Annotated in this window: 15 protein-coding genes; 12 read left to right on the top strand and 3 right to left on the bottom strand. The window is 70.8% G+C overall.

The window, feature by feature from the left end; translation table 11 throughout:
- Window positions 1–452 precede the first annotated feature (452 nt).
- The 6 genes from WME97_RS23650 to WME97_RS23625 all read left to right on the top strand — a co-directional run bounded on the left by WME97_RS23650 (window position 453) and on the right by WME97_RS23625 (window position 7,761).
- A complete protein-coding gene (locus WME97_RS23650; protein ID WP_437555006.1) occupies window positions 453–2,174 on the top strand; it encodes an ABC transporter substrate-binding protein in 1,722 nt (573 codons plus the stop codon).
- A gap of 48 nt (window positions 2,175–2,222) precedes the next feature.
- Complete coding sequence (locus WME97_RS23645; RefSeq protein WP_437555005.1) at window positions 2,223–3,200, top strand: ABC transporter permease; 978 nt, start codon at window positions 2,223–2,225, stop codon at window positions 3,198–3,200.
- Window positions 3,201–3,221: 21 nt separating this feature from the next.
- Window positions 3,222–4,178, top strand: coding sequence for an ABC transporter permease (locus tag WME97_RS23640; protein ID WP_437555004.1), 957 nt, complete (start codon window positions 3,222–3,224; stop codon window positions 4,176–4,178).
- The gene (locus WME97_RS23635; protein WP_437555003.1) at window positions 4,168–5,127 is read left to right on the top strand and encodes an ABC transporter ATP-binding protein; all 960 of its coding nucleotides are present in this window, start codon (window positions 4,168–4,170) and stop codon (window positions 5,125–5,127) included. The genes WME97_RS23640 and WME97_RS23635 overlap by 11 nt, the downstream gene beginning before the upstream one ends.
- Before the next feature lie 2 nt (window positions 5,128–5,129).
- Window positions 5,130–6,188 carry an ABC transporter ATP-binding protein gene (locus WME97_RS23630; protein ID WP_437555002.1) on the top strand — a complete coding sequence of 353 codons (1,059 nt, stop codon included), beginning with the start codon at window positions 5,130–5,132 and terminating at the stop codon, window positions 6,186–6,188.
- Between the two features lie 181 nt (window positions 6,189–6,369).
- Window positions 6,370–7,761 carry a GH1 family beta-glucosidase gene (locus tag WME97_RS23625; protein WP_437555001.1) on the top strand — a complete coding sequence of 464 codons (1,392 nt, stop codon included), beginning with the start codon at window positions 6,370–6,372 and terminating at the stop codon, window positions 7,759–7,761.
- Between the two features lie 84 nt (window positions 7,762–7,845).
- On the opposite strand, the gene WME97_RS23620 is transcribed toward WME97_RS23625, so the two are convergent.
- Together WME97_RS23620 and WME97_RS23615 are read right to left on the bottom strand one after the other, a co-directional pair.
- On the bottom strand, window positions 7,846–9,030 hold the full coding sequence (locus tag WME97_RS23620; protein WP_437555000.1) for a GspE/PulE family protein: 1,185 nt from the start codon (window positions 9,028–9,030) through the stop codon (window positions 7,846–7,848).
- Window positions 9,027–10,097, bottom strand: coding sequence for a CAP domain-containing protein (locus WME97_RS23615; RefSeq protein ID WP_437554999.1), 1,071 nt, complete (start codon window positions 10,095–10,097; stop codon window positions 9,027–9,029). The genes WME97_RS23620 and WME97_RS23615 overlap by 4 nt, the downstream gene beginning before the upstream one ends.
- Before the next feature lie 146 nt (window positions 10,098–10,243).
- On the opposite strand from WME97_RS23615, the gene WME97_RS23610 reads away from it, so the two are divergent.
- From WME97_RS23610 to WME97_RS23590, 5 genes are all read left to right on the top strand, one after another.
- On the top strand, window positions 10,244–11,227 hold the full coding sequence (locus WME97_RS23610) for a DMT family transporter (protein ID WP_437554998.1): 984 nt from the start codon (window positions 10,244–10,246) through the stop codon (window positions 11,225–11,227).
- 51 nt (window positions 11,228–11,278) lie between these two features.
- Window positions 11,279–12,292: a zinc-dependent alcohol dehydrogenase family protein gene (locus WME97_RS23605; protein WP_437554997.1), complete on the top strand. Its 1,014-nt coding sequence runs from the start codon at window positions 11,279–11,281 to the stop codon at window positions 12,290–12,292.
- A 164-nt stretch (window positions 12,293–12,456) separates the two neighbouring features.
- Window positions 12,457–13,563, top strand: a complete 1,107-nt coding sequence (gene nagZ / locus WME97_RS23600; protein ID WP_437554996.1) for a beta-N-acetylhexosaminidase — start codon at window positions 12,457–12,459, stop codon at window positions 13,561–13,563.
- On the top strand, window positions 13,560–14,843 hold the full coding sequence (gene hutI, locus WME97_RS23595) for an imidazolonepropionase (protein ID WP_437554995.1): 1,284 nt from the start codon (window positions 13,560–13,562) through the stop codon (window positions 14,841–14,843). Before nagZ ends, hutI begins: the two co-directional genes overlap by 4 nt.
- Before the next feature lie 55 nt (window positions 14,844–14,898).
- The gene (locus tag WME97_RS23590) at window positions 14,899–17,268 is read left to right on the top strand and encodes a Tex family protein (RefSeq protein WP_437554994.1); all 2,370 of its coding nucleotides are present in this window, start codon (window positions 14,899–14,901) and stop codon (window positions 17,266–17,268) included.
- 40 nt (window positions 17,269–17,308) lie between these two features.
- Here the strand turns inward: WME97_RS23590 and WME97_RS23585 are convergent, their stop codons facing one another.
- Window positions 17,309–18,184 (bottom strand): alpha/beta fold hydrolase, encoded by an 876-nt coding sequence (locus tag WME97_RS23585; protein WP_437554993.1) that lies wholly within the window; start codon window positions 18,182–18,184, stop codon window positions 17,309–17,311.
- Window positions 18,185–19,015: 831 nt separating this feature from the next.
- Between WME97_RS23585 and WME97_RS23580 the strand changes: the two genes are divergently transcribed.
- On the top strand, window positions 19,016–20,086 hold the full coding sequence (locus tag WME97_RS23580) for a formin (RefSeq protein WP_437554992.1): 1,071 nt from the start codon (window positions 19,016–19,018) through the stop codon (window positions 20,084–20,086).
- Window positions 20,087–20,227: the final 141 nt, after the last annotated feature.

Below are 20,227 nucleotides of genomic sequence, written 5' to 3'. Positions count from 1 at the left end.
TCTGTATAGACCTGCCCCGGACGCGCGTGGACGGCGGCGCACCTCAGGTGCCCGAACCGACGCAGTCTGTGACTGCTTACTTTCTTCCTGCGGCCAAAGAAAATAACAGTGCAAGTGCTTAAGCCATCATTCCTCATGACGCGTGATGACACCATGAGCACCACATGAGACGGAGTTGCTGCTGCGAGACATGACGCACCACGACATCTCCCTTGAAAACGCGCCTGAGTAAGCGGCGCGAGAACTTGACAGCGACCTCGAATCCCCGTTGACACTGCTGTGCGAAAACGGCTACAGTGCCGACGCCTGGATGCTGGTATGGCGCACTGCGTCGCGGTGTCGAATTCCGGCGAGCCGCTCTGCTGCGTGGTGGCTTCCAGGGAGATTGAGGAGTGGGAGAGGGACGGTGGGCGCTCGGGCGTATCCACGAGGGCCCCGCGAGGAGCATTCTCATGAGGAACTGGTTGTTGCCGCGTCGGACGTTCGTGTTGTCGACGTTGCTGCTTTCGGTCGGTGTCACAGCGGGGTGCGGGAAGACCGAACCGACCAAGGAGTCCGCGGGCGGCGCGAGCACCGCGCCGGGTGCGGGCAAGCCCTCTCCGGCCGCCGACACCTTTCTGACCGTCTCGATCGAGCAGCAAGCGTCATGGGTGCGGAACTTCAATCCTCTGCTCGCATCAGGCAACGTTCGCTGGCCAACCGTCGCTGGCATCTACGAGCCGCTCCTCGTCTACAACACGATGAAGGGCGAGTTCACCCCCTGGCTCGCATCCAAGTACGAGTGGGGTAACGGGAACAAGACGCTCACCGTCACGACGCGGTCCGGCGTCAAGTGGTCCGATGGCCAGCCGTTCACGGCGAAGGACGTGGCCTTCACCTTCGGGCTCCTGAAGAAGCACGTCGCCCTCGACCTGCAAGGCGTCTGGAAGTGGCTGACCTCGGTCGAGGCCAAGAGCGACTCCACGGTCGAGTTCACGCTCACGCGGCCGTACGTCCCCGGGCTCGTCTTCCTCGGCCACCAGCCGATCGTGCCGGAGCACAAGTGGAAGGACGTGGCGGATCCGGTCACGTACACGAACGAGAACCCGGTCGCAACGGGGCCCTTCACCGAGGTGAAGACCTTCCAGAACCAGATCTACGAGCTCGGCCGGAACCCGAACTACTGGCAGCCGGGCAAGCCGGCGATCAAGGGGCTCCGCTTCCCGGCGTACCCGGGCAACGACCAGGCGAACCTGGCGCTCCTGAACGGCGAGGTCGACTGGGCCGGCAACTTCGTCCCGGAGATCGAGAAGGTCTACGTCGGCAAGGACCCGGCGAATCACCACTACTGGTTCCCGCTCGTCGGCAGCACGGTGTTCGTCTACACGAACACGACGAAGAAGCCCCTCGACGACGCGCGGGTGCGCAAGGCGATCAGCATGTCGCTCGACCGCGAGCAGATCGTCAAGGTCGCCATGAACAACTACACGCGGCCGGCGGACGCGACGGCGCTGAGCGACGCGCACGAGCGCTGGCGCAGCCAGAAGACGGTCGAGGCGGGCGACTGGGTCAAGTTCAACGTGGCCAAGGCGAACCAGATCCTCGACGAGGCGGGTTATGCCAAGGGGGCCGACGGCATCCGCGTGAAGGACGGGAAGCCGCTGCGCTTCGATCTCAACGTCGTCACGGGCTGGTCCGACTGGGTGCGCGCGGCGCAGATCGTCACGCAGCAGGTGAAGCAGATCGGCGTCGAGGCCACGCTGAAGACGTACGACTTCAGCGCGTTCTTCGAGGCGCTCCAGAAGGGTACGTTCGACCTGTCGATGGGCTGGTCGAACGAGGAGCCGACCCCCTACAATTTCTACCGAGACCTCCTCGGCACCGCGACCGCGAAGCCGGTCGGCGAGACGTCGGCGCGCAACTGGCACCGCTTCGGCGCCAAGCAGGCCGACAGCCTCTTCGAGGCGTTCGAGGCCGCGACCGAGCCGGCGGAGCAGAAGAAGATCATCGAGCAGCTCCAGGAGATCTTCTCCGAGGCGGCCCCCTCGATCCCGCTGTTCCCCGGGCCGTCCTGGGGCGAGTACAACACACGCCGCTTCACCGGGTTCCCCAGCAAGGAGAACCCGTACGCGAAGCTGTCGCCCAACAACCCGCCCGAGTACCTCCTGGTCCTCACCGAGCTCAAGCCGAAGTGAAGTTGGGCGTGACCTGATCCGGAGCGCAGGTTAAAAGAGAGAGCTTCTGTGCGTTACCTTCTGCGACAGCTGGGCTTGTACTTCATCGCGGCGTGGGCCTCGCTCACCCTCAACTTCCTCATTCCGCGCGCCATGCCGGGCGATCCAGCCTCGGCCATGTTCGTGCGCTTCCGGGGGCAGCTGCAGCCGGAGGCGATCGAGGCGCTGCGGAAGGCGTTCGGGTTCACGGATGAGCCGCTCTACAAGCAGTACTTCACCTACCTGAGCCACATCCTGGTCGGCGATTTCGGCACATCGATCGCGCACTTCCCGGCGAAGGTGACGGAGGTCATCGCGACGGGGCTCGGCTGGACGTTGCTCCTGTCGGGCGCCGCCGTGATCGTCAGCTTCGGCCTGGGGACGCTGCTCGGGATCGTCGCGACGTGGAAGCGGGGCGGCTGGCTCGACTCGATCATGCCGCCGGTCCTGATGTTCCTCGGCGCGTTCCCTTACTTCTGGCTCGCGATGGTGTCGCTCTACCTCCTCGGGTTCGTGCTCGGGGCCTTCCCGCTGCGGCACGCCTACAGCGACACGCTCTCGCCCGATTGGAGCCTGGAGTTCATCGGGAGCGTGCTCTCGCACATGATCCTGCCCGCCCTGTCGATCGTCATCGCCACCATCGGCGGCTGGATGCTCGGCATGCGCAGCGCGATGGTCACCGTGCTGTCCGAGGAGTACATCACGATGGCCCAGGCCAAGGGGCTCTCGCAGTGGCGGGTCATGTTCACCTACGCCGCGAGGAACGCGCTCCTGCCCAATGTCACCGGCTTCGGCATGGCGCTCGGCTTCGTCCTCGCCGGCTCGCTGCTCACCGAGATTGTCTTCTCGTATCCGGGGCAAGGCTATCTGCTCATCCAGGCGGTTCGAAACCAGGATTACCCGCTCATGCAGGGGATCTTCCTTACCATCACGTTCGCCGTGCTGGGGGCGAACTTCCTGGTCGACGTGATCTACGTGTTTCTTGATCCCCGCGCCCGCGGGCGCTGACGGCTGGGTCCAGGAGAAGCGATGGCTGCGCAACAAGGCAACAGCGGGGGCGGCGGCTCCCGTGCGGCGGGGTGGCTCCGCCTGCTCCTCTCGAATCGCAAGGCGATGGTGGGCACGCTCATCGTGCTCTTCTTCCTGCTCCTCTCGCTGCTGGGCCCCTCGATCGTGGGGCAAGATCCGCACGCGTTCGTGGGCATGCCGCACGAGGCTCCCTCCGCCGAGCACCTGTTCGGCACGAACGGCCAGGGGCAGGACGTGCTCGCGCAGACGATCGTCGGCGCGCGGACCTCGCTGGCCGTCGGCTTCGCCACGGGCTTCGCGGTGATCGCGATCGGCGCGGCGATCGGCATGGCCGGGGGCTACTTCGGCGGCTGGATCGACAGCGTCCTCTCGCTGCTCACGAACGTGTTCCTGATCATCCCTGGCCTGCCGATGGCCGTCGTCATCGCGGCCTACCTGCCGGCCGGGCCGATGACGATCCTGTTCGTCCTCGTCCTCACGGGCTGGGCGTGGAACGCGCGTGTGCTCCGCTCGCAGGTGCTCGCGCTGCGCGACAAGGACTTCGTGTCCGCGGCCCTCGTGAGCGGCGAGAGCAGCGCGCGCATCATCTTCGTGGAGATCCTGCCGAACATGACGTCGCTCCTCATGTCCGGCTTCATCGGCGCGACGGTTTACGCCATCGGCGCCCAGGTCGGCCTCGAGTTCCTCGGGCTCGGCGACCTGAGCGCCATCACCTGGGGCACGAACCTCTACTGGGCGAGCAACAACGCCGCGCTCCTCACGGGCGCCTGGTGGACCATTGTCCCCACCGGCGTGTGCGTCGCGCTGGTCGGGTTCGCGCTCACGCTCATCAATTACGCGATCGACGAGATCTCGAATCCGCGGCTCCGCTCGGAGGGAGCCTGGTCGCGTCTCCTCAGGAGCCGCAAGGTCACGGCGGGTTCGTCAACGCCGGTGGTGAGGACTCATGGCGCCTAGTCCGCTTCTCTCGGTTCAGGATCTCCGGGTCGAGTTCATCACCCCGACGGGTCCGGTGTGTGCGGTCGACAACGTCTCCTTCGACATCGCCCCGGGCGAGGTGCTCGGCCTCGCGGGCGAGTCGGGGAGCGGCAAGTCGACGGTGGCGATGGCCATCATGCGGCTTCTCCGCCCGCCGGCGGTCATCACGGGCGGGCACGTGTACTTCGCCGGGCAGGACGTGCTGGCGATGAACGACGAGCAGCTCCGCGCCTTCCGCTGGCGGAAGATGGCGCTGGTGTTCCAGAGCGCGATGACCGCGCTCAACCCGGTGCTGACGATCGGCGAGCAGATCGCGGATCCGATCATCGCGCACGACGGCGTGACGCCCGCTCAGGCGATGGAGCGCGCGTCCGCGCTGCTCAAGCTCGTGAACATCGACTCGTCGCGCCTGAACAGCTACCCGCACCAGCTGTCGGGCGGCATGCGGCAGCGCGTGGTGATCGCGATCGCGATGGCGCTCAAGCCGCCGTTCCTCATCATGGATGAGCCGACGACGGCGCTCGACGTGGTCGTGCAGCGGGAGATCCTGCAGCAGATCGCCGAGCTCAAGGAGCGCCTCGGCTTCTCGATCCTCTTCATCACGCACGACCTCTCGCTCATCGCCGAGTTCTCGACGCGCATCGCCATCCTCTACGCGGGCAAGCTCGCGGAGACCGCCCGCGCCAAGGACCTCTTCAGCGATCCGAAGCACCCGTACACGCAGGGGCTCCTCGGGTCGTTCCCCTCGGTCCGTGGGCCGCGCCGCAAGCTGCAGGGCATCCCGGGCTCGCCGCCCGACATGCGCAACCCGCCGTCCGGCTGCCGCTTCCACCCCCGGTGTCCGCAGGCCTTCGCGACCTGCCAGAACGAGCTGCCCGTCCTTCGTGAAATCGCGCCCGAGCACCGCGGCGCTTGCCACCTCTACTGACGATGACGATGACGCAACCTTCTGTCTCGCCTGTCCTCGACGTGGTGCGCCTGGGGAAGTACTTCCCCGTCGGCGGCGGGCTGCGATCGCAGCAGCTCCGGGCGCTGCACGACGCATCGTTCTCGCTGGCAGAGCGTGAGGTCATCGCGCTGGTCGGCGAGTCGGGCAGCGGCAAGAGCACGATCGCACGGCTCCTCGCGCGGCTGATGCCGCCGAGCAGCGGGCAGATCGTGTTCAAGGGTCGCGACGTGCTGAAGGAGGAGCCGACCCGCGCCTCGCTCGCTTACCGCGGGCAGGTGCAGATGATCTTCCAGGATCCGTTCGGCTCGCTCAACCCGGTGCACACCATCGGCTACCACCTCGAGCGGCCGCTCCTGCTCCACAACAAGGCGCCCACCGCGGCGATCCTCCGGGAGAAGGTGCACGCGCTCCTCAAGACGGTCGATCTGAACCCGCCCGCGGAGGTCGCGCTCAAGTACCCGTACCAGCTGTCGGGCGGTCAGCGGCAGCGCGTGGCGATCGCCCGCGCCCTCGCGGTCGATCCCAGCGTGATCCTCGCGGACGAGCCGATCTCGATGCTCGACGTCTCGATCCGCATGGGCGTCCTGAACCTGATGGAGAAGCTCAAGGAGGAGCGCGGCATCTCCTACCTCTACATCACGCACGACATCGCGAGCGCGCGCTACGTCGCGGATCGCACGATGGTGATGTACGCAGGCCACATCGTGGAGGGCGCGCCGAGCGAGGAGCTGATGCAGCAGCCGGCGCACCCGTACACGAAGCTCCTGCTCTCGGCGGTCCCGGATCCGAACGGCTCGATCCGCGGCGATCTCCCCGCCCGCTCCGGGGCGCCGAAGCTCATCGACCCGCCGCCGGGCTGCCCCTTCGCGGACCGCTGCCCGAGCGTGATGAACACGTGCCGGGAGCAGACGCCGGGGCCTGTCGACGTCGGGTCGGGGCACTGGGTCCGCTGCCACCTCTACGCGCCCGGCTCCGTCATCGCGCCCTCCGCGCTCTACGATCGCAAGGTGCCCGCCTCCGTCGAGGCCGGACCTCTCTAGAGCGGAGGTCACCCGCTTCGGATACGGGCCCATCTCGACGTTTTCGGTGCTCAGCGCTCCGGAGTGCGCTTCCGCGCCGAAAACGCCGATCTGGACCCGTCTCCTGTGCAGGTGACCTCCGCTCTGTGACGTTCGTACCAGGCTCAGCTGAAAACCGCTCTGAGGAGAACCACAAGTCGACATGCCGTCTCTGAGATTTCCCGACAATTTCGTCTGGGGGACCGCGACGTCCTCCTATCAGATCGAGGGGGCTACGAACGAGGACGGCCGCAGCGAGTCCATCTGGGATCGCTTCGCGAAGACGCCCGGTCAGATCGTCGACGGGACCAACGGCGACGTCGCGTGTGACCACTACCACCGGTGGCCCGAGGACATCGCGCTGATGAAGAGCCTGGGCATGATGGCCTACAGGTTCTCGATCGCGTGGCCGCGCATCCTCCCGAACGGCCGGGGCGCGGTGAACCAGAAGGGGCTCGACTTCTACAGCCGGCTCGTGGACGGCCTCCTCGCGGCCGGGATCGAGCCGTACGCGACCCTCTTCCACTGGGACCTGCCGCAGGTGCTCCAGGACCAGGTCGGGGGCTGGCAGCACCGCTCGACGGCGGACGCGTTCGTGGAGTTCACCGACGCCATCTCGCGGAAGCTCGGCGATCGCGTGAAGAAGTGGATCACGCACAACGAGCCGTGGTGCACGGCGTTCCTCAGCTACGAGAAGGGAATCCACGCGCCGGGCGGGCGCGATTTCAAGAAGGCGCTGGCAGTGAGCCACCACCTCTTGCTCTCGCACGGCCTCGCGGTGCCCGTGGTGCGCCAGAACTGCCCCGGCGCCGAGGTGGGCATCACGCTGAACATGAACTACGCGATGCCCGCGTCCCCCAGCGCCGCCGACTACGACGCGTGCCGCCACTACGACGGGTATTTCAACCGCTGGTTCCTCGATCCGCTGTACGGCCGGCGTTATCCGGCGGACATGATCGAGGACTACATCGCGCTGGGCTACCTCCCGCCGGAGGGGCTGACCGTGTGCAAGCCGGGCGATCTCGAGATCATCGCCACGCAGTGCGACTTCCTCGGCCTCAACTACTACTCGCGGGCGGTCCTGCGGAGCAGCAAGGTGCCCGAGGAGCAGAACCTGCCGAGGACGGTGCACGTCGCCCCCCTCTCCGAGCAGACGGAGATGAACTGGGAGGTCTACCCGGAAGGGCTGCGGCGGCTGCTCCTCCGGCTGCACGTGGAGTACGGCGTGCCGAAGCTCTACGTGACGGAGAACGGCGCGGCCTACTCGACCGAGCCCGACAAGGACGGCCGCATCCCGGACACGCGGCGGCTCGAGTTCCTGCGCGATCACTTCGTCGCCGCGCGGCGCGCGATGGACGCGGGGGCGCCGCTCGCGGGGTACTTCGTGTGGTCGCTGATGGACAACTACGAGTGGGATCGCGGCTATTCGCAGCGGTTCGGCATCGTCTGGGTGGACTACGAGACGCAGCGGCGCATCCCGAAGGACAGCGCGCTCTGGTACAAGGGCGTCATCGCCGCCAACGCGGTCGACGACGGCTCCTCGCCGGCGACCTGACCGGCGGCGCGCCGCGGATCGCAGGGCGAACCGCGGCGCGTCTGGCAGAGACGCTCGGCAAGACCTCCTCCAGAGCGGGGAGCGTCACGTCACGCGGAGCACCTCGTCCAGGGAGGTGAGCCCCTCCTTCACCTTGGCGAGCCCGGCCTCGCGGAGCGGTACGAGCCCTACCTTGCGTGCGGCGTCCCGGTACGCGCGCTTTCCCGCCCGGGCCTTCACGAGATCCCGCAGGTCGTCGTCGAGCTCCAGCATCTCGAACAGGCCCATGCGACCCCGGTAGCCCGTCAAGTGGCATGTCTGGCACCCGACGCTGCGCTTCAGCTCGGCGCCCTTCTCGATGAGGACCTTGTCCTCCTCGCCCGTCACGGCGGTCTCGAGCTCGTACGTCTCCGCGCACTCCTCGCAGAGCTTGCGGACGAGCCGCTGCGCGACCACGGCGAGCAGGGCGTTCGCGACGATCCACGACTCCGCGCCGAGGTCCACGAGGCGCGCGACCGTGTCCACCGCGTCGGAGGTGTGCAGCGTCGACAGCACGAGGTGCCCCGTGAGGCTCGCCTGCAGCGCGATCTGCGCCGTCTCGGGATCGCGCATCTCGCCCACCATGATCACGTCCGGGTCCTGCCGCAGGATCGCGCGCAGGCCCGTCGCGAACGTGAAGCCCTGCCTCGGGTTGGTCTGCCCCTGCGTGATGTCGGCGAACTCGACCTCGATCGGATCTTCCAGCGTGACGATGCTCAGCTCGCTCGTCTTCATGACCTTGATCAGCGAGTAGAGCGTCGAGGTCTTGCCGGATCCGGTCGGCCCGCACACGACGATCAGCCCCGAGGGCCGGTCGGCGAGCCGCTCGAGCCGCGGCAGGTCCCCCTCGGCGAGCCCGAGCTTGTCGAGCGGGATCAGCTGGTGGCTCAGCAGCACGCGCAGCACGAGCGTCTCGCCGTGGATCGCGGGGAACGTCGAGGCGCGCAGGTGGATGAGCGGGTGGCCGTGGAGCTCCAGGCTGAACTGGCCGTCCTGCGGCAGGCGCCGCTCGGTCATGTCCATCCGCGCGAGCACCTTCACGCGCGAGGTGAGCGACGGCGCGATCTCGATCGGGATCTGCCCTTGCGCCACCATCACGCCGTCGACGCGGTAGCGCACGCGGATGCCGTCGCGCTTCGGCTCGACGTGGATGTCGCTCGCGCCCATCGAGACCGCGCGGCGGACCAGGTGATCGAGCACCTTGACCGCGTCGAGGTCCTCGGACGCCGTGGGGGGGCGGCTCTGGCTCATCGCGCGCCTCCCTTGCCGACGACGTCGATCGTGCGGAGCGAGACCATCTTCAGCTCGTCCGAGGGGGGGAACGTCGCCCAGACGCTGACGCCGTAGAGCCCGGGCCGCCCGCGGTCGTCCAGCGGGACCTGGATGTCGAATCGATTGCCGGTCACCTGGAGAGGAATAGGCGTCTTGAAGCCCTTCGGGAAGAACGTCGCGTAGGGGGGCGGGATCGGGTATCCGCCCATCTTGAGCAGCTTCTCCGGCTTGATCGGCTTCCCCGGCTCGACCCGCGAGATCCCGACGCCCGCGATCTTCGCCGGCGCGGCGAGCTCGCCGCTCACCCGGATCCGCTCGCCGATCTTCGCCCGCCTGGGCAGCGGCTGGTACGTCCCGTAGTCGTCGACGAACTCCTGCGCCATGCAGGCGATATCGAACCCCTTCGCCTTGGCCAGCCCGACCCCGAGCGACGTGTGCGACGCTGTGAGCACGTTGCGCCGGTGCCCGTCGGCCGGGGGCTTCTCGTTCATGAAGGCCTGGTGCACGCGCTCGAGGCTCTCCGCGGAGAAGCGTGGAGCCGGATCGAGCTCGCGGGGGGTCGCGTCGGCGAAGCAGCCGGCGTTCTCCATCGGGAACCCGTCGCCGCCCGCGGCCGTGTAGCGCTCCTCCGGGACCGAGCCGTCGCTGCCCCAGTGGCCGGTGAAGCCGATCCGGACCATGTCCTCGGCGTGCCGCCGCCCTGCGCGCGCCGCGGTCTCGTCCCACCGGACGGGAGGCAGCTTGTGCGCCGCGCGATCGCGGTTCACGAGGCCGAGCACGTACCGCGCTGCCTCAGCGCGGGTCATCTGCTGGCCCGGCGCGGGCGGGGCCTGGGTGCCCTGGGCCTCGCCGCCGGCCTCCACGCCGGCGGCCTTGCCCTCCGAGGGGCGCGCGCTCTCCTCCGCCGCTCCCTCTCTGGCCGTGCCCCCGGACGGCCCCTCCGCCGGCTCGTTCGCGGCGCTCGCGCCGCACCCGAGCGCGTGGGCGCCCGCGGCGACGAGCCCGAGCCAGAGCGCCCCGGACCGGCGCTCCCGCTGACCATCCATCGCTCCTGTCCTGCTTCTCCTCGTGGCTCCGATGATCGCGCGCATCGTTGCGACCGTAGCGCTTCGATGTCGCGCGCGCACCCGGGAGCGCCGACGCCTCCGGGCGCACGGCGGCGTGTACGGCGGCGAGGTCGAGGTGGTAATCGATGCGCTACGTGAGCACGTCGTCATCGTCGCAGGGCGCGGTCGCCGCGCACCCGCCCGGGGCCTCCGCGATCGTCCTCGCCGCGGAGCGCGAGGGGCGCGCGGCGCACCCGACAGCGGGTGTCCTGTGGATGCTCCTGGCCCAATCGCTCTTCGCCGTGATGAACGTCCTCGCGCGGCTCTCTTCGGAGCACGCCCCGTGGCCCGAGGTGGCGGCGTCGCGCACGCTGGTGGGCGCGGCCACCGCGCTCGGCGTCGCGCTCGTCCGCCGTGCGCCGCTCTCCGTGGGTCGGGGCGACCGGCGGCTCGCGTGGGCGCGCTCGCTCTGTGGCACCGGGGCGATGCTCTGCGGCTTCTACACGCTCGGCACGCCGCAGATCGCGCTCGGCGACGCGGTCACGCTCGGCGCGACGAGCCCGATCTTCGTCGCGCTCCTCGCGCCGCGGCTGCTCGGCGAGCGCACGAGCCCGCGCCTCTGGCTCGCGACCCTGCTCGCCTTCGCGGGCGTCGGGCTGGTCGCCGCGCCGAGGCTCGCGATCGCGGGCGAGATCGCGCTCATCGCCACGCTCGGCGCCGTCTTCTCGGCGTTCGCGATGATCTGGCTGCGCAGGATCGGCGCAGGCGGCGAGCGCGCGAGCCCCGAGGCGGTCGCGCTGCACTTCTCGCTCGTGGCGAGCGCCGCGATGGTCGCGCTCTCCATCCCGGTCTGGCGGACGCCCGACGCCTTCGGCGCTCTCCTCCTGATCGGGACGGGGCTCGCCGGCGGCCTCGCGCAGCTCGCGATGACGCGCGCCTACGCGCTCGACAGCGCGGCGCGCATCGGCGCGATCGGTTACGTCGGGGTCGTCCTGTCGCACGTGCTCGCTGCCGCCTGGCTCGGCGAGAGCCCGTCGGCGGACCAGCTGCTCGGGGCGGCGCTCGTGACGGCGGCCGGCCTGTGGCTCGCTGCCCAGGCGCTGCGCGACGCGCGGCGGCCAGCGCGTTGACCGGCCTCCACCCCGCGTGGGATAGCGGGTCTCCGCTGAAGGAGGATCTGCATGAAAGCGTTCGCCATCCAGGGTTCGTTCGGTCTCGACGCGCTCCGCCCGATCGATCTTCCGGATCCTGAGCCGGGGCCTGGGCAGATCGTCCTCCAGATGAAGGCGGCGTCGCTCAACTTCCGCGACCTGCTCGTGGCGAAGGGGCTCTACAACCCGAAGTTCTCGCTGCCTCTCATCCCGCTCTCCGACGGGGTAGGGGAGGTCGTTGCCGTGGGGGACGGGGTGACGCGGGTGAAGGTCGGCGATCGCGTGAGCCCGATCTTCCACCAGCGATGGATCGACGGGGAGCTCTCCGCGGACAAGGCGCGGGGGGCGCTCGGCGGGGAGCTGCCGGGCGTGGCCGCGGAGCGGGTGCTGCTCGATGAGGAGGGGGTCGTCGCGGTCCCGCAGCACCTCACGGACGAAGAGGCCGCGTCGCTGCCGTGCGCCGCCGTGACCGCCTGGAACGCGCTCTTCGTGGCGAGCCACCTCAAGGCGGGCGACACGGTCCTCGTGCAGGGCACGGGCGGCGTCTCGATCTTCGCGCTGCAGTTCGCCCGGCTCGCGGGCGCCCGCGTCATCGTCACCTCGAGCAGCGACGAGAAGCTCGAGCGCGCGAGGTCGCTCGGGGCGTCGGAGACCATCAACTACCGCGCGAACCCCGACTGGGACGCGCCCGCGCGCTCGTTCACCCGCGGCGCGGGGGTGGATCACGTGATCGAGGTGGGCGGCGCGGGCACGCTCGCCCGTTCGCTCCGCGCGGTCCGGTTCGGCGGCCGCGTGAGCCTCATCGGCGTGCTCACAGGCGGCGCGCTGGGGGATGTCGGCCTGTTCCCCATCCTGATGAAGCAGATCACCGCGCAGGGCATCTTCGTCGGGTCGCGGGCGATGTTCGAGGACATGAACCGCGCGATCGCGGCGAGCGGGCTCCGGCCTGTCGTCGACCGCGTGGTCCCCTTCGCCGAGGTGCGCCAGGCGATCGAGTCCATGGCGAGCGGCGCACACTTCGGGAAGATCGCGATCCGGTTCTGAGGGAGCCGGCCGCGGCGCGTCGCGTCCCTCCGGCGCCGCGGCCTCCCCTCCGGCGCACCGGCATCCCTCGGAAGTGGCCTCGTCGGCCCAAGTCGTTTACGAGTCGTCTACGAACGGATTCCGCGGCCGGCCACCCGCCTGCGCCGCGCGAGAGGTGGTGGACGATGCGGCTCGATCTGGAGCTCGAGGTCCTGTGTGGTCAGCTCATCGTGGGCGGCTTCGACGGCGCGGAGCCGCCGGCCCGGTACCTGAAGGCCCTCGCCGAGGGGCGGCGGGGCGGCGCGATCCTGTTCCGGCGCAACGTCCCTGATGTGGCCGCCACGGCGCGGCTCTGCCAGGCGCTCGCCGCGGCGGGCGGCCCCGATCGGCCTCCCTTCATCGGCATCGATCAGGAGGGGGGCCGCGTCACCCGCTTGCCCGCGCCGTTCCTGACGCTGCCGTCGATGCGCTCGCTCGGCGAGCTCGCAGACCTCCCGCTGTTGCGCCGCGCGGCGCGCGCCGTCGCGTCCGAGCTCCGGGCCGTCGGCATCAACCTGAACTTCGCCCCGGTGCTCGACGTCGACTCGAACCCGGCGAACCCGATCATCGGCGATCGCGCGTTCGGCCGCGACCCCGGCGCGGTCGCGCGGGGCGCAGTCGCGTTCCTGGAGGGGCTCCAGGAGGAGGGCGTGCTCGCCTGCGGCAAGCACTTCCCGGGGCACGGCGACACGGCGCTCGACAGCCACCTCGCGCTCCCGACCCTCTCGCACGCGCGCGGCCGCCTCGACGAGATCGAGCTGCCGCCGTTCCGCGCCGCCTGCCGGGCCGGGGTCGCGTCGCTCATGACGGCGCACATCGTCGTCGAGGCGCTGGATCCCGGCGTCCCGGCGACGCTGTCGCGCGCCATCTGCACCGACCTCCTGCGCGGCGAGATCGGCTTCGAGGGCGTGCTCTTCTCGGACGATCTCGAGATGGCCGCGATCGCGGCGCACCACGCCGTCGAGGAGGCCGCCGCCGCGGCCGTCTGGGCGGGCTGCGACGCGCTGCTCGTCTGCCACAGCGAGGACCTGCAGGACCGCGTGCACGAGGCGCTCGTGCGCAAGGCCGAGCGCGAGCCCCGCTTCCGCGAGCGCTGCGTCGAGGCGGCCGCGCGGTGCCTGGGCCTGCGCCGCCGGTGCCCGCCGCGGCCGGTCTCCTCGCCCGCGGCGTTCGCCGAGATCGTCGGCGGGCCCGCGTCCCGGGCGGTGATCGAGGACATCGAGCGGGCGCGCGCCGCGGGGGCGGCGACGTGACGGCGCCGCCGGGGGCCGCGCGAGCGGAGGCCGCGCAGCACCCTGAGCGCCCGTTCGCTATCACCGCGCGCCGGCTGGTCACCTGCGACGCGTCGCGCGCCTCGGCCGGCGATCCCCTCGGCGTCATCGAGGACGCCGCGATCGTTGTGCGAGGCGGCGCGATCGACGCGGTCGGCCCGCGGCGCGAGGTCCTGCGGCCCGAGGCCGGCGTGCCGATCGCGCTCGAGGCCGCGGGGGTCGTCACGCCGGGGCTCGTCGACTGCCACACGCACGCGCCCTGGATCGGCTCGCGGGACGCCGAGTACGCGATCCGCATGGCCGGCGGCGACTACGAGGCGATCGCCGCGGCCGGCGGCGGCATCGTCGCGAGCATGCGCGCGACGCGCGCCGCGACCGCCGGCGACCTCGCGGACACGCTCCGCGCCCGCCTCCGCCGGATGGCCGCGCTCGGCGTGACCGCCGTCGAGGCCAAGAGCGGCTACGGCCTCGACGAGGCGACGGAGCGCAAGCAGCTCGAGGCGGTCGCCGAGGCGGGGAGGGACGCGCGCCTGCCCCGCGTCGTTCCGACGTACCTCGCGCTGCACGCGTTGCCCCCGGAGGCCGGGGGCGACCGCGCGGCCTACGCAGGGACCGTCGCGCGCTCCTGGCTGCCCGCGATCGCCGCGGCCGGCCTCGCGCGCTACGTCGACGCGTACATCGACCGGAGCGCGTTCTCGGTGGACGAGGCGCGGCCGGTGCTCGAGCGGGCGCGCGCGCTGGGGCTCGGCGTGCGCGTGCACGTCGGGCAGTTCGCGGACGTTGGCGGCGCCGAGCTCGCGGCCGCGCTCGGCGCCGCGTCGGCCGACCACCTCGAGCACGTCGCGCCGGGGGGCATCGCGGCGCTCGCCCAGGCGGGCGTGGCCGCCGCGCTGCTGCCCGTGGCGAGCTTCACGCTGCGGCAGGAGCCGCCGCCCGTCGCCGCGCTCCGGGCCGCAGGCGTCCCGCTGATCGTGGGCAGCGACGCGAACCCCGGAACGGCGCCGACCGAGAGCCTTCCGCTCGCGCTCGCGCTCGCGGTGCGGCTCTACGGGCTCACGGTCGCCGAGGCCATCCTGGGCGCGACGCGCGAGGCGGCGGCCGCGCTCGGCCTCGGCGGCGTGTGCGGCGCCGTCCGTCCGGGGCTGCGCGCCGATCTCGCCGTGTGGGACCTGCCCCACGAGAACGCGATCGTGCAGCCCTGGGGCGCGCCGCGCGCGCGGGCCGTGCTGCGCGACGGCGAGGTCATCGCGGCGGCGGGCTGAGGCAGACAGCAAGTCAAGCCTGGACGCGCGTGCACCCTGCGCGTATGCCGCGCCCATGACTGAGACGCAGAGCCCTGTCGCTGTCCCGAGCCGCGCGGACAGCTCGTTCGATCCGGTCCCGCTCCTGGCCGAGGAGCTGAGCCTCCCGCGCCAGGGGGTCTCGGCGGTGGCCAAGCTGCTCGCCGAGGGGGCGACGGTGCCGTTCATCGCCCGTTACCGCAAGGAAGCGACCGGCGGGCTCGACGAGGTGCAGATCCGCGCCATCGAGGAGCGCCGCGCCTACCTCATCGAGCTCGAGGAGCGCCGCGCCACGGTGCTCACGGAGATCCAGAAGCAGGGCAAGCTCACCGACGCGCTCGCCTCGAAGATCCGCGCCTGCAGCACCAAGGCCGAGCTCGAGGACCTCTACCTCCCCTTCAAGCCGAAGCGCCGCACGCGCGCCATCATCGCGAAGGAGCGGGGCCTCGAGCCGCTCGCGGATCGCATGTGGTCGCAGCCGGGCGACGGCAGCCCCGAGGAGGAGGCCCGCGCGTTCGTCAGCGCCGAGAAGGAGGTCCCCGACGCGGCGGCCGCCCTCGCCGGCGCGCGCGACATCTGCGCCGAGCGCATCGCCGAGCACGCCGACGTGCGCAAGCTCGTCCGCGAGGCCTACGCCAAGGAAGGCGTCATCAAGGTCCAGAAGAACGAGGAGCACGCGGCCAAGCAGACGAAGTTCGACATGTACGGGAGCTTCGAGGAGCCCGTCGCGAACATCCCGTCGCACCGCTACCTCGCGATCCGCCGCGGCGAGGCCGAGGGCGTGCTCCGCGCCTCGATCGAGCTCGCGCCCGAGCCGCTCGTCCCGCCGATCCACGCCGCGGTGGGGCTGAAGCCGAAATCGCCGTGGGCCGGCGAGCTCACGAAGGCCGCGGACGACGCCGTGAAGCGGCTCCTGCTCCCCGCGGTCCAGAGCGACGTGCGCGTCGACCTCAAGATGCAGGCCGATCGCGCCGCGGTCGAGGTCTTCGCCCAGAACCTCCGCGAGCTCCTCCTCGCGGCGCCCTTCGGCACGCAGGCGGTGCTCGGCATCGACCCGGGCCAGCGCACCGGCTGCAAGTGCGCCGTCGTCGACGAGACGGGCAAGCTCCTCGAGCACACGACGATCTACCTGGTCGGGAGCAGCGACTCGCTCGAGCGCGCGCGCCAGGACCTGCGCCGCATCTGCCGCAAGTACCCGCTCCGCGCCGTCGCCGTGGGCAACGGCACGCACGGCCGCGAGACCGAGGCGTTCGTGAAGGACGTGCTCGCGTCGGAGGGCCTGAAGGAGCTGTTCTGCGTTCCGGTGAGCGAGGCGGGCGCGAGCGTGTACTCGGCGAGCGAGGTCGCGCGCGAGGAGTTCCCGGACCTCGACCTCACGGTGCGCGGCGCGATCAGCATCGCCCGCAGGCTGCAGGACCCGCTCGCGGAGCTCGTGAAGGTCGACCCGAAGAGCATCGGCGTCGGCCAGTACCAGCACGACGTCTACCAGGGCCTGCTCGCGAGGAAGCTCGACGAGGTGATCGAGAGCTGCGTCAACCTGGTCGGCGTCGAGCTCAACACCGCGAGCGCCCCGCTGCTCGCCCGCGTCGCCGGCATCGGCCCGAGCCTCGCGAAGAAGATCGTCGCCCACCGCGACCTGAACGGCGCGTTCAAGAGCCGCAAGGCGCTGCTCGACGTGCCCGGCGTCGGCCCGCGGACGTTCGAGCAGGCGGCGGGCTTCGTGCGGGTCCGGGGCGGGGAGCACCCGCTCGACGCGAGCGCCGTGCACCCGGAGCGCTACGGCCTCGTCGAGCGCATCGCGGCGGATCTCGGCGTGCCGGTCGGGTCGCTCATCGGCGACACGGCGGCGATCGCGCGGATCAATGCGAAGAAGTACGAGGCCGGCGACGTCGGCTCGTTCACGCTGAACGACATCCTGAGCGAGCTGAAGAAGCCGGGCCGCGACCCGCGCGCCACGTTCGAGCCGCCGAAGTTCCGCGACGACGTGCGGACCATGGAGGATCTCAAGGAGGGCATGGAGCTCGAGGGCGTGGTGACCAACGTCACGGCGTTCGGCGCCTTCGTCGACATCGGCGTCCACCAGGACGGCCTCGTGCACGTCTCGCAGCTGGCGGACAGGTTCGTGAAGGACCCGAACGAGGTCGCGAAGGTGGGCGAGAAGATCAAGGTGCGTGTCCTCGAGGTCGACCTCGTGCGCAAGCGCATCTCGCTCACCGCGAAGAAGGGCGGCGCTCCCGCCGGCGCGCGTCCCCAGGCGGGCGGCCCGTCCGCCGGCGCGCACGCCGCGCGCGACCGCAACGATCGCGGCGACGGCCGCCGGCCGGCCCAGGGGCAGCAAGGGAAGGGGCAGGGGAGCTCGTCGGGCGGCTTCCGCAACAACCCGTTCGCGGACCTCCTGAGGAAGTGAGCGGTGGGTGCCCGCCTGGCCCCGGGCCAGGCGGGCCGCGCTAGAACCCGTGGTCGGCGAAGAAGCGCTCGATCCGGAGCGACACGAGCTCGGGGAACTCGACCGCGGTGGTGTGGGTCCCGCCGCGGACCACGAGGATCTCCGCCATCGGGATGCGGCGCGCCATCGACTGCGCCAGCGCCCGCGGGGTGAACGCATCGCGGTCGCCGGTGATGAGCAGCGTCGGGACGTCGATCTGCTCGAGCACGTGCTCGGCGTCGTGGGCGTTCAGCGCGCAAAGGTTGCTGAAGAGCGCGTGCATGTCGAGCTGGCCGAACGGCTGCACGAGCTCGGCGAACGCCTCGCTGTCGAGCGTCTTGCCGAGCAGCCCCATTCGCTTCAGCCAGAGCACCGCGTCCGGCGGGCCGATGGTGCTGCCCGTCATCCGGGCCGCCAGCGTGTGAGCGCGCGCCGCGAACGCCACGAACGGCGGAAACAGCCGCCCGAGCCCCGGCAGCGGCCCCATCGTCGCCAGCGGCCGGCGGTAGGTGCCGTTCAGCAGGACCAGGTTCGCGGCGAACCCCGGGAGCCTGCGGAACGCCTCCAGCGCCACCTGGACGCCCATGCTCCATCCCATCAGCGCGCCGTGCCGGATCCCTTCGACGGCGAGGATCGCCTCCAGGTCGCGGACATGGTTCGCGACCGCATAGGCGCCCGGAACGTCCGGTGACGGGCGCTTCGACGCGTACATCCCGCGGTAATCCCACGTGATGAACCGGTACTGGTCGGAGAGGTACTCGACCTGCGCCCGCCAGGCGAGGTACGGCCCGCCCAGCCCGTTGACCAGGACAACCGTCTTCGCCCCCTCGAACGGGGGCGGCGTCACGCGGTAAGTGATGTCGGTTCCATCGAAGCTCGTGACCCGCCGGGCCTCCATCCGGAGCGATGGCCGCCGCGGGGGCGACCCGCGCCGGCCCCCGCTGGAGGCAGGAGGGGGCGGCGCATGCCGCCCGCCGCTGGAAGGCGGGGGGGACGCCTGCCGCCCGTCGCCAGAGGAAGCCGCGGGCGGCGCCTGCGGTCTGTTGCCGGTGGATGAAGCTGGCGGCGCCTGCGGTCCTTTGCCGGAAGGTCCTTTGCCGGAAGGAGAGCGGAGCCGCGGCGGCCGACCCCCGCCGAACTTGAACGAGACCATGAACCCCCTGCTTCCTACCCGGTCCCTTCGCCGAGGGCCAGGCTGCCGGCGGTCGCCCGCGGGATGGGCGCGGGACGCCGGCGCAGACCCGGCGAGGGCTCAGCTGCGGGCCGGCGGGGGCTGCCGTGGGGCCGGGTGGCCCGTGTGGCCTGGCGATCGCCTGTCGAAACACATCCTGCGCTGCGATCGCCATCGCGTTGACATTCCAGGCGGCGCGCCGCTAACGTGCCCGGCGGGTTGTCCGCTCGCCCGGCGCTCCCGTCGTGTTGCTGATCTTTCCCTCCCCGCTCCCATGTCGGTCTGTTGGAGGCCGGCCCGTGTCGTCTTCTGTTGCCGCTCGCGCAGGGGCAGCTCCGGTTCGGGCCGTGGTGGGTCGATTCCCTCGGGCGAGCTGGAGTTTTCAGCGCGAAGTGGTGCAGCGATCCCGTCCTCGAGGAGCCGATGGCTGAAGAAAAGAAGAAGAGCAAAATCGATCTGAAGGCTCGGCTTGGCAAAACGGCGATAGGCGGGGCGCCAGGAGCGGCCGTCCCCCTTCCCGTGCCTGGTTCGCAGCCCGGATCGGGGCCGCCTCCCGACATGAACGCGGGCCCGATCGGCATGCCCTCGCCGCATCCGAGCGCGCGGCCGCCGATGCCCTCCGTGGGGGGCATCGCGCCCCCGCCCGGGATCTCGCCAGGCATCCCGCTGCCTCCGTTCGCGCCGGCGCCGCGTCCTGTGATCCAGACGCCTCCGCCCAAGCCGACGGCCGCCGCGCAGACCATCAAGGTCGAGGTCGGCGAGGAGGTCGAGCAGGAGCGGCGGAAGGCCTCGAAGAAGACGGCGCTCTACGCCGGCCTCGCGGCGATCGTCGGCATCGGCGTGGGCTTCGCCATCGGCGGCGCGAAGGAGCGCGGCGATCGCGGCAAGCTCGCGGTCGAAGGCGCCGCGGCGCTCGCGAAGGACGTGAAGGCCGCGAACGAGAAGATGGTCGAGCTGAAGGAGAAGCTCGATGCGGGCCGGACGGCGCTCGAGGGGAAGAAGTTCCCCGCGCAGCTCGTGGCCGAGCTGGGCGGCATCAACGTCCCGTTCGATGCCACCAACCTGGAGGGCAAGCAGATCGGCGGCCTCCCGGGGCGGGTGATGCGCCAGGTCCTCGCCTACACCACGGCGGTCCAGGATCTCAACAAGACCAAGGACAGCCTCAAGAACGTCCTCTCGGCCGCGCAGGCGCCCGTCGAGAAATCGTGGAAGGAGCAGGAGGAGCCGGTCGTGAACTTCTCGGTGGTCTTCCGCCGGGACGGCGACAAGACGCTGGCCGAGCTCGTTCCCAACAAGGCGCCGTTCCCGTTCGGCAAGGACTGGCCGGCGAAGTACACGGTGAACCGCCTCGAGCGCACGCAGCAGGGCATGAAGGCTGCCGAGAAGGAGGCCACCCGCTGGACGAAGGGCGACATCGCCGGCGGCGATCTGCAGGCCCTCCCGGTCGATCCTCAGTCCGTCGCTGGCCTCACGAGCGAGCAGATGGTCTTCAGGCTCGCCAGCGCGATGGCGGACATCCGCAAGCTGCTCGAGGGCAACAAGGACAACCCCGTCGAAGAGACGCCCGGCCTCATCAAAGAGGGCGACGATCTCGCGAACGAGCTCCGCAAACTCTCCCTCGCCCGCTGAGCGGCACGCGCCCGCTTCGGATACGGGCCCACCTCGGCGTTTTCGGTGCTCAGCGCACCGGAGTGCGCTTGCGCGCCGAAAACGCCGATCTGGGCCCGTCTCCTGTGCGGGCGCGCGCCGCTCGGCCGGCGCAGATCTGAG

The organism is Sorangium sp. So ce367 (assembly GCF_051520455.1).
In the GTDB taxonomy this organism is placed as follows: domain Bacteria; phylum Myxococcota_A; class Polyangia; order Polyangiales; family Polyangiaceae; genus Sorangium; species Sorangium cellulosum_B.
This window is presented reverse-complemented; position numbering and strand designations above follow the sequence as displayed.

Excerpts from the sequence above, each read along its gene's own strand:
- WME97_RS23585 (WP_437554993.1), bottom strand. The coding sequence starts at position 18,184 with ATGGAGGCCCGGCGGGTCACGAGCTTCGATGGAACCGACATCACTTAC.
- WME97_RS23640 (WP_437555004.1), top strand. The coding sequence starts at position 3,222 with ATGGCTGCGCAACAAGGCAACAGCGGGGGCGGCGGCTCCCGTGCGGCG.
- WME97_RS23635 (WP_437555003.1), top strand. The coding sequence starts at position 4,168 with ATGGCGCCTAGTCCGCTTCTCTCGGTTCAGGATCTCCGGGTCGAGTTC.
- WME97_RS23650 (WP_437555006.1), top strand. The coding sequence starts at position 453 with ATGAGGAACTGGTTGTTGCCGCGTCGGACGTTCGTGTTGTCGACGTTG.
- WME97_RS23605 (WP_437554997.1), top strand. The coding sequence starts at position 11,279 with ATGAAAGCGTTCGCCATCCAGGGTTCGTTCGGTCTCGACGCGCTCCGC.
- WME97_RS23580 (WP_437554992.1), top strand. The coding sequence starts at position 19,016 with ATGAACGCGGGCCCGATCGGCATGCCCTCGCCGCATCCGAGCGCGCGG.
- WME97_RS23625 (WP_437555001.1), top strand. The coding sequence starts at position 6,370 with ATGCCGTCTCTGAGATTTCCCGACAATTTCGTCTGGGGGACCGCGACG.
- WME97_RS23610 (WP_437554998.1), top strand. The coding sequence starts at position 10,244 with ATGCGCTACGTGAGCACGTCGTCATCGTCGCAGGGCGCGGTCGCCGCG.
- WME97_RS23620 (WP_437555000.1), bottom strand. The coding sequence starts at position 9,030 with ATGAGCCAGAGCCGCCCCCCCACGGCGTCCGAGGACCTCGACGCGGTC.
- WME97_RS23630 (WP_437555002.1), top strand. The coding sequence starts at position 5,130 with ATGACGATGACGCAACCTTCTGTCTCGCCTGTCCTCGACGTGGTGCGC.
- WME97_RS23590 (WP_437554994.1), top strand. The coding sequence starts at position 14,899 with ATGACTGAGACGCAGAGCCCTGTCGCTGTCCCGAGCCGCGCGGACAGC.
- WME97_RS23615 (WP_437554999.1), bottom strand. The coding sequence starts at position 10,097 with ATGGATGGTCAGCGGGAGCGCCGGTCCGGGGCGCTCTGGCTCGGGCTC.
- nagZ (WP_437554996.1), top strand. The coding sequence starts at position 12,457 with ATGCGGCTCGATCTGGAGCTCGAGGTCCTGTGTGGTCAGCTCATCGTG.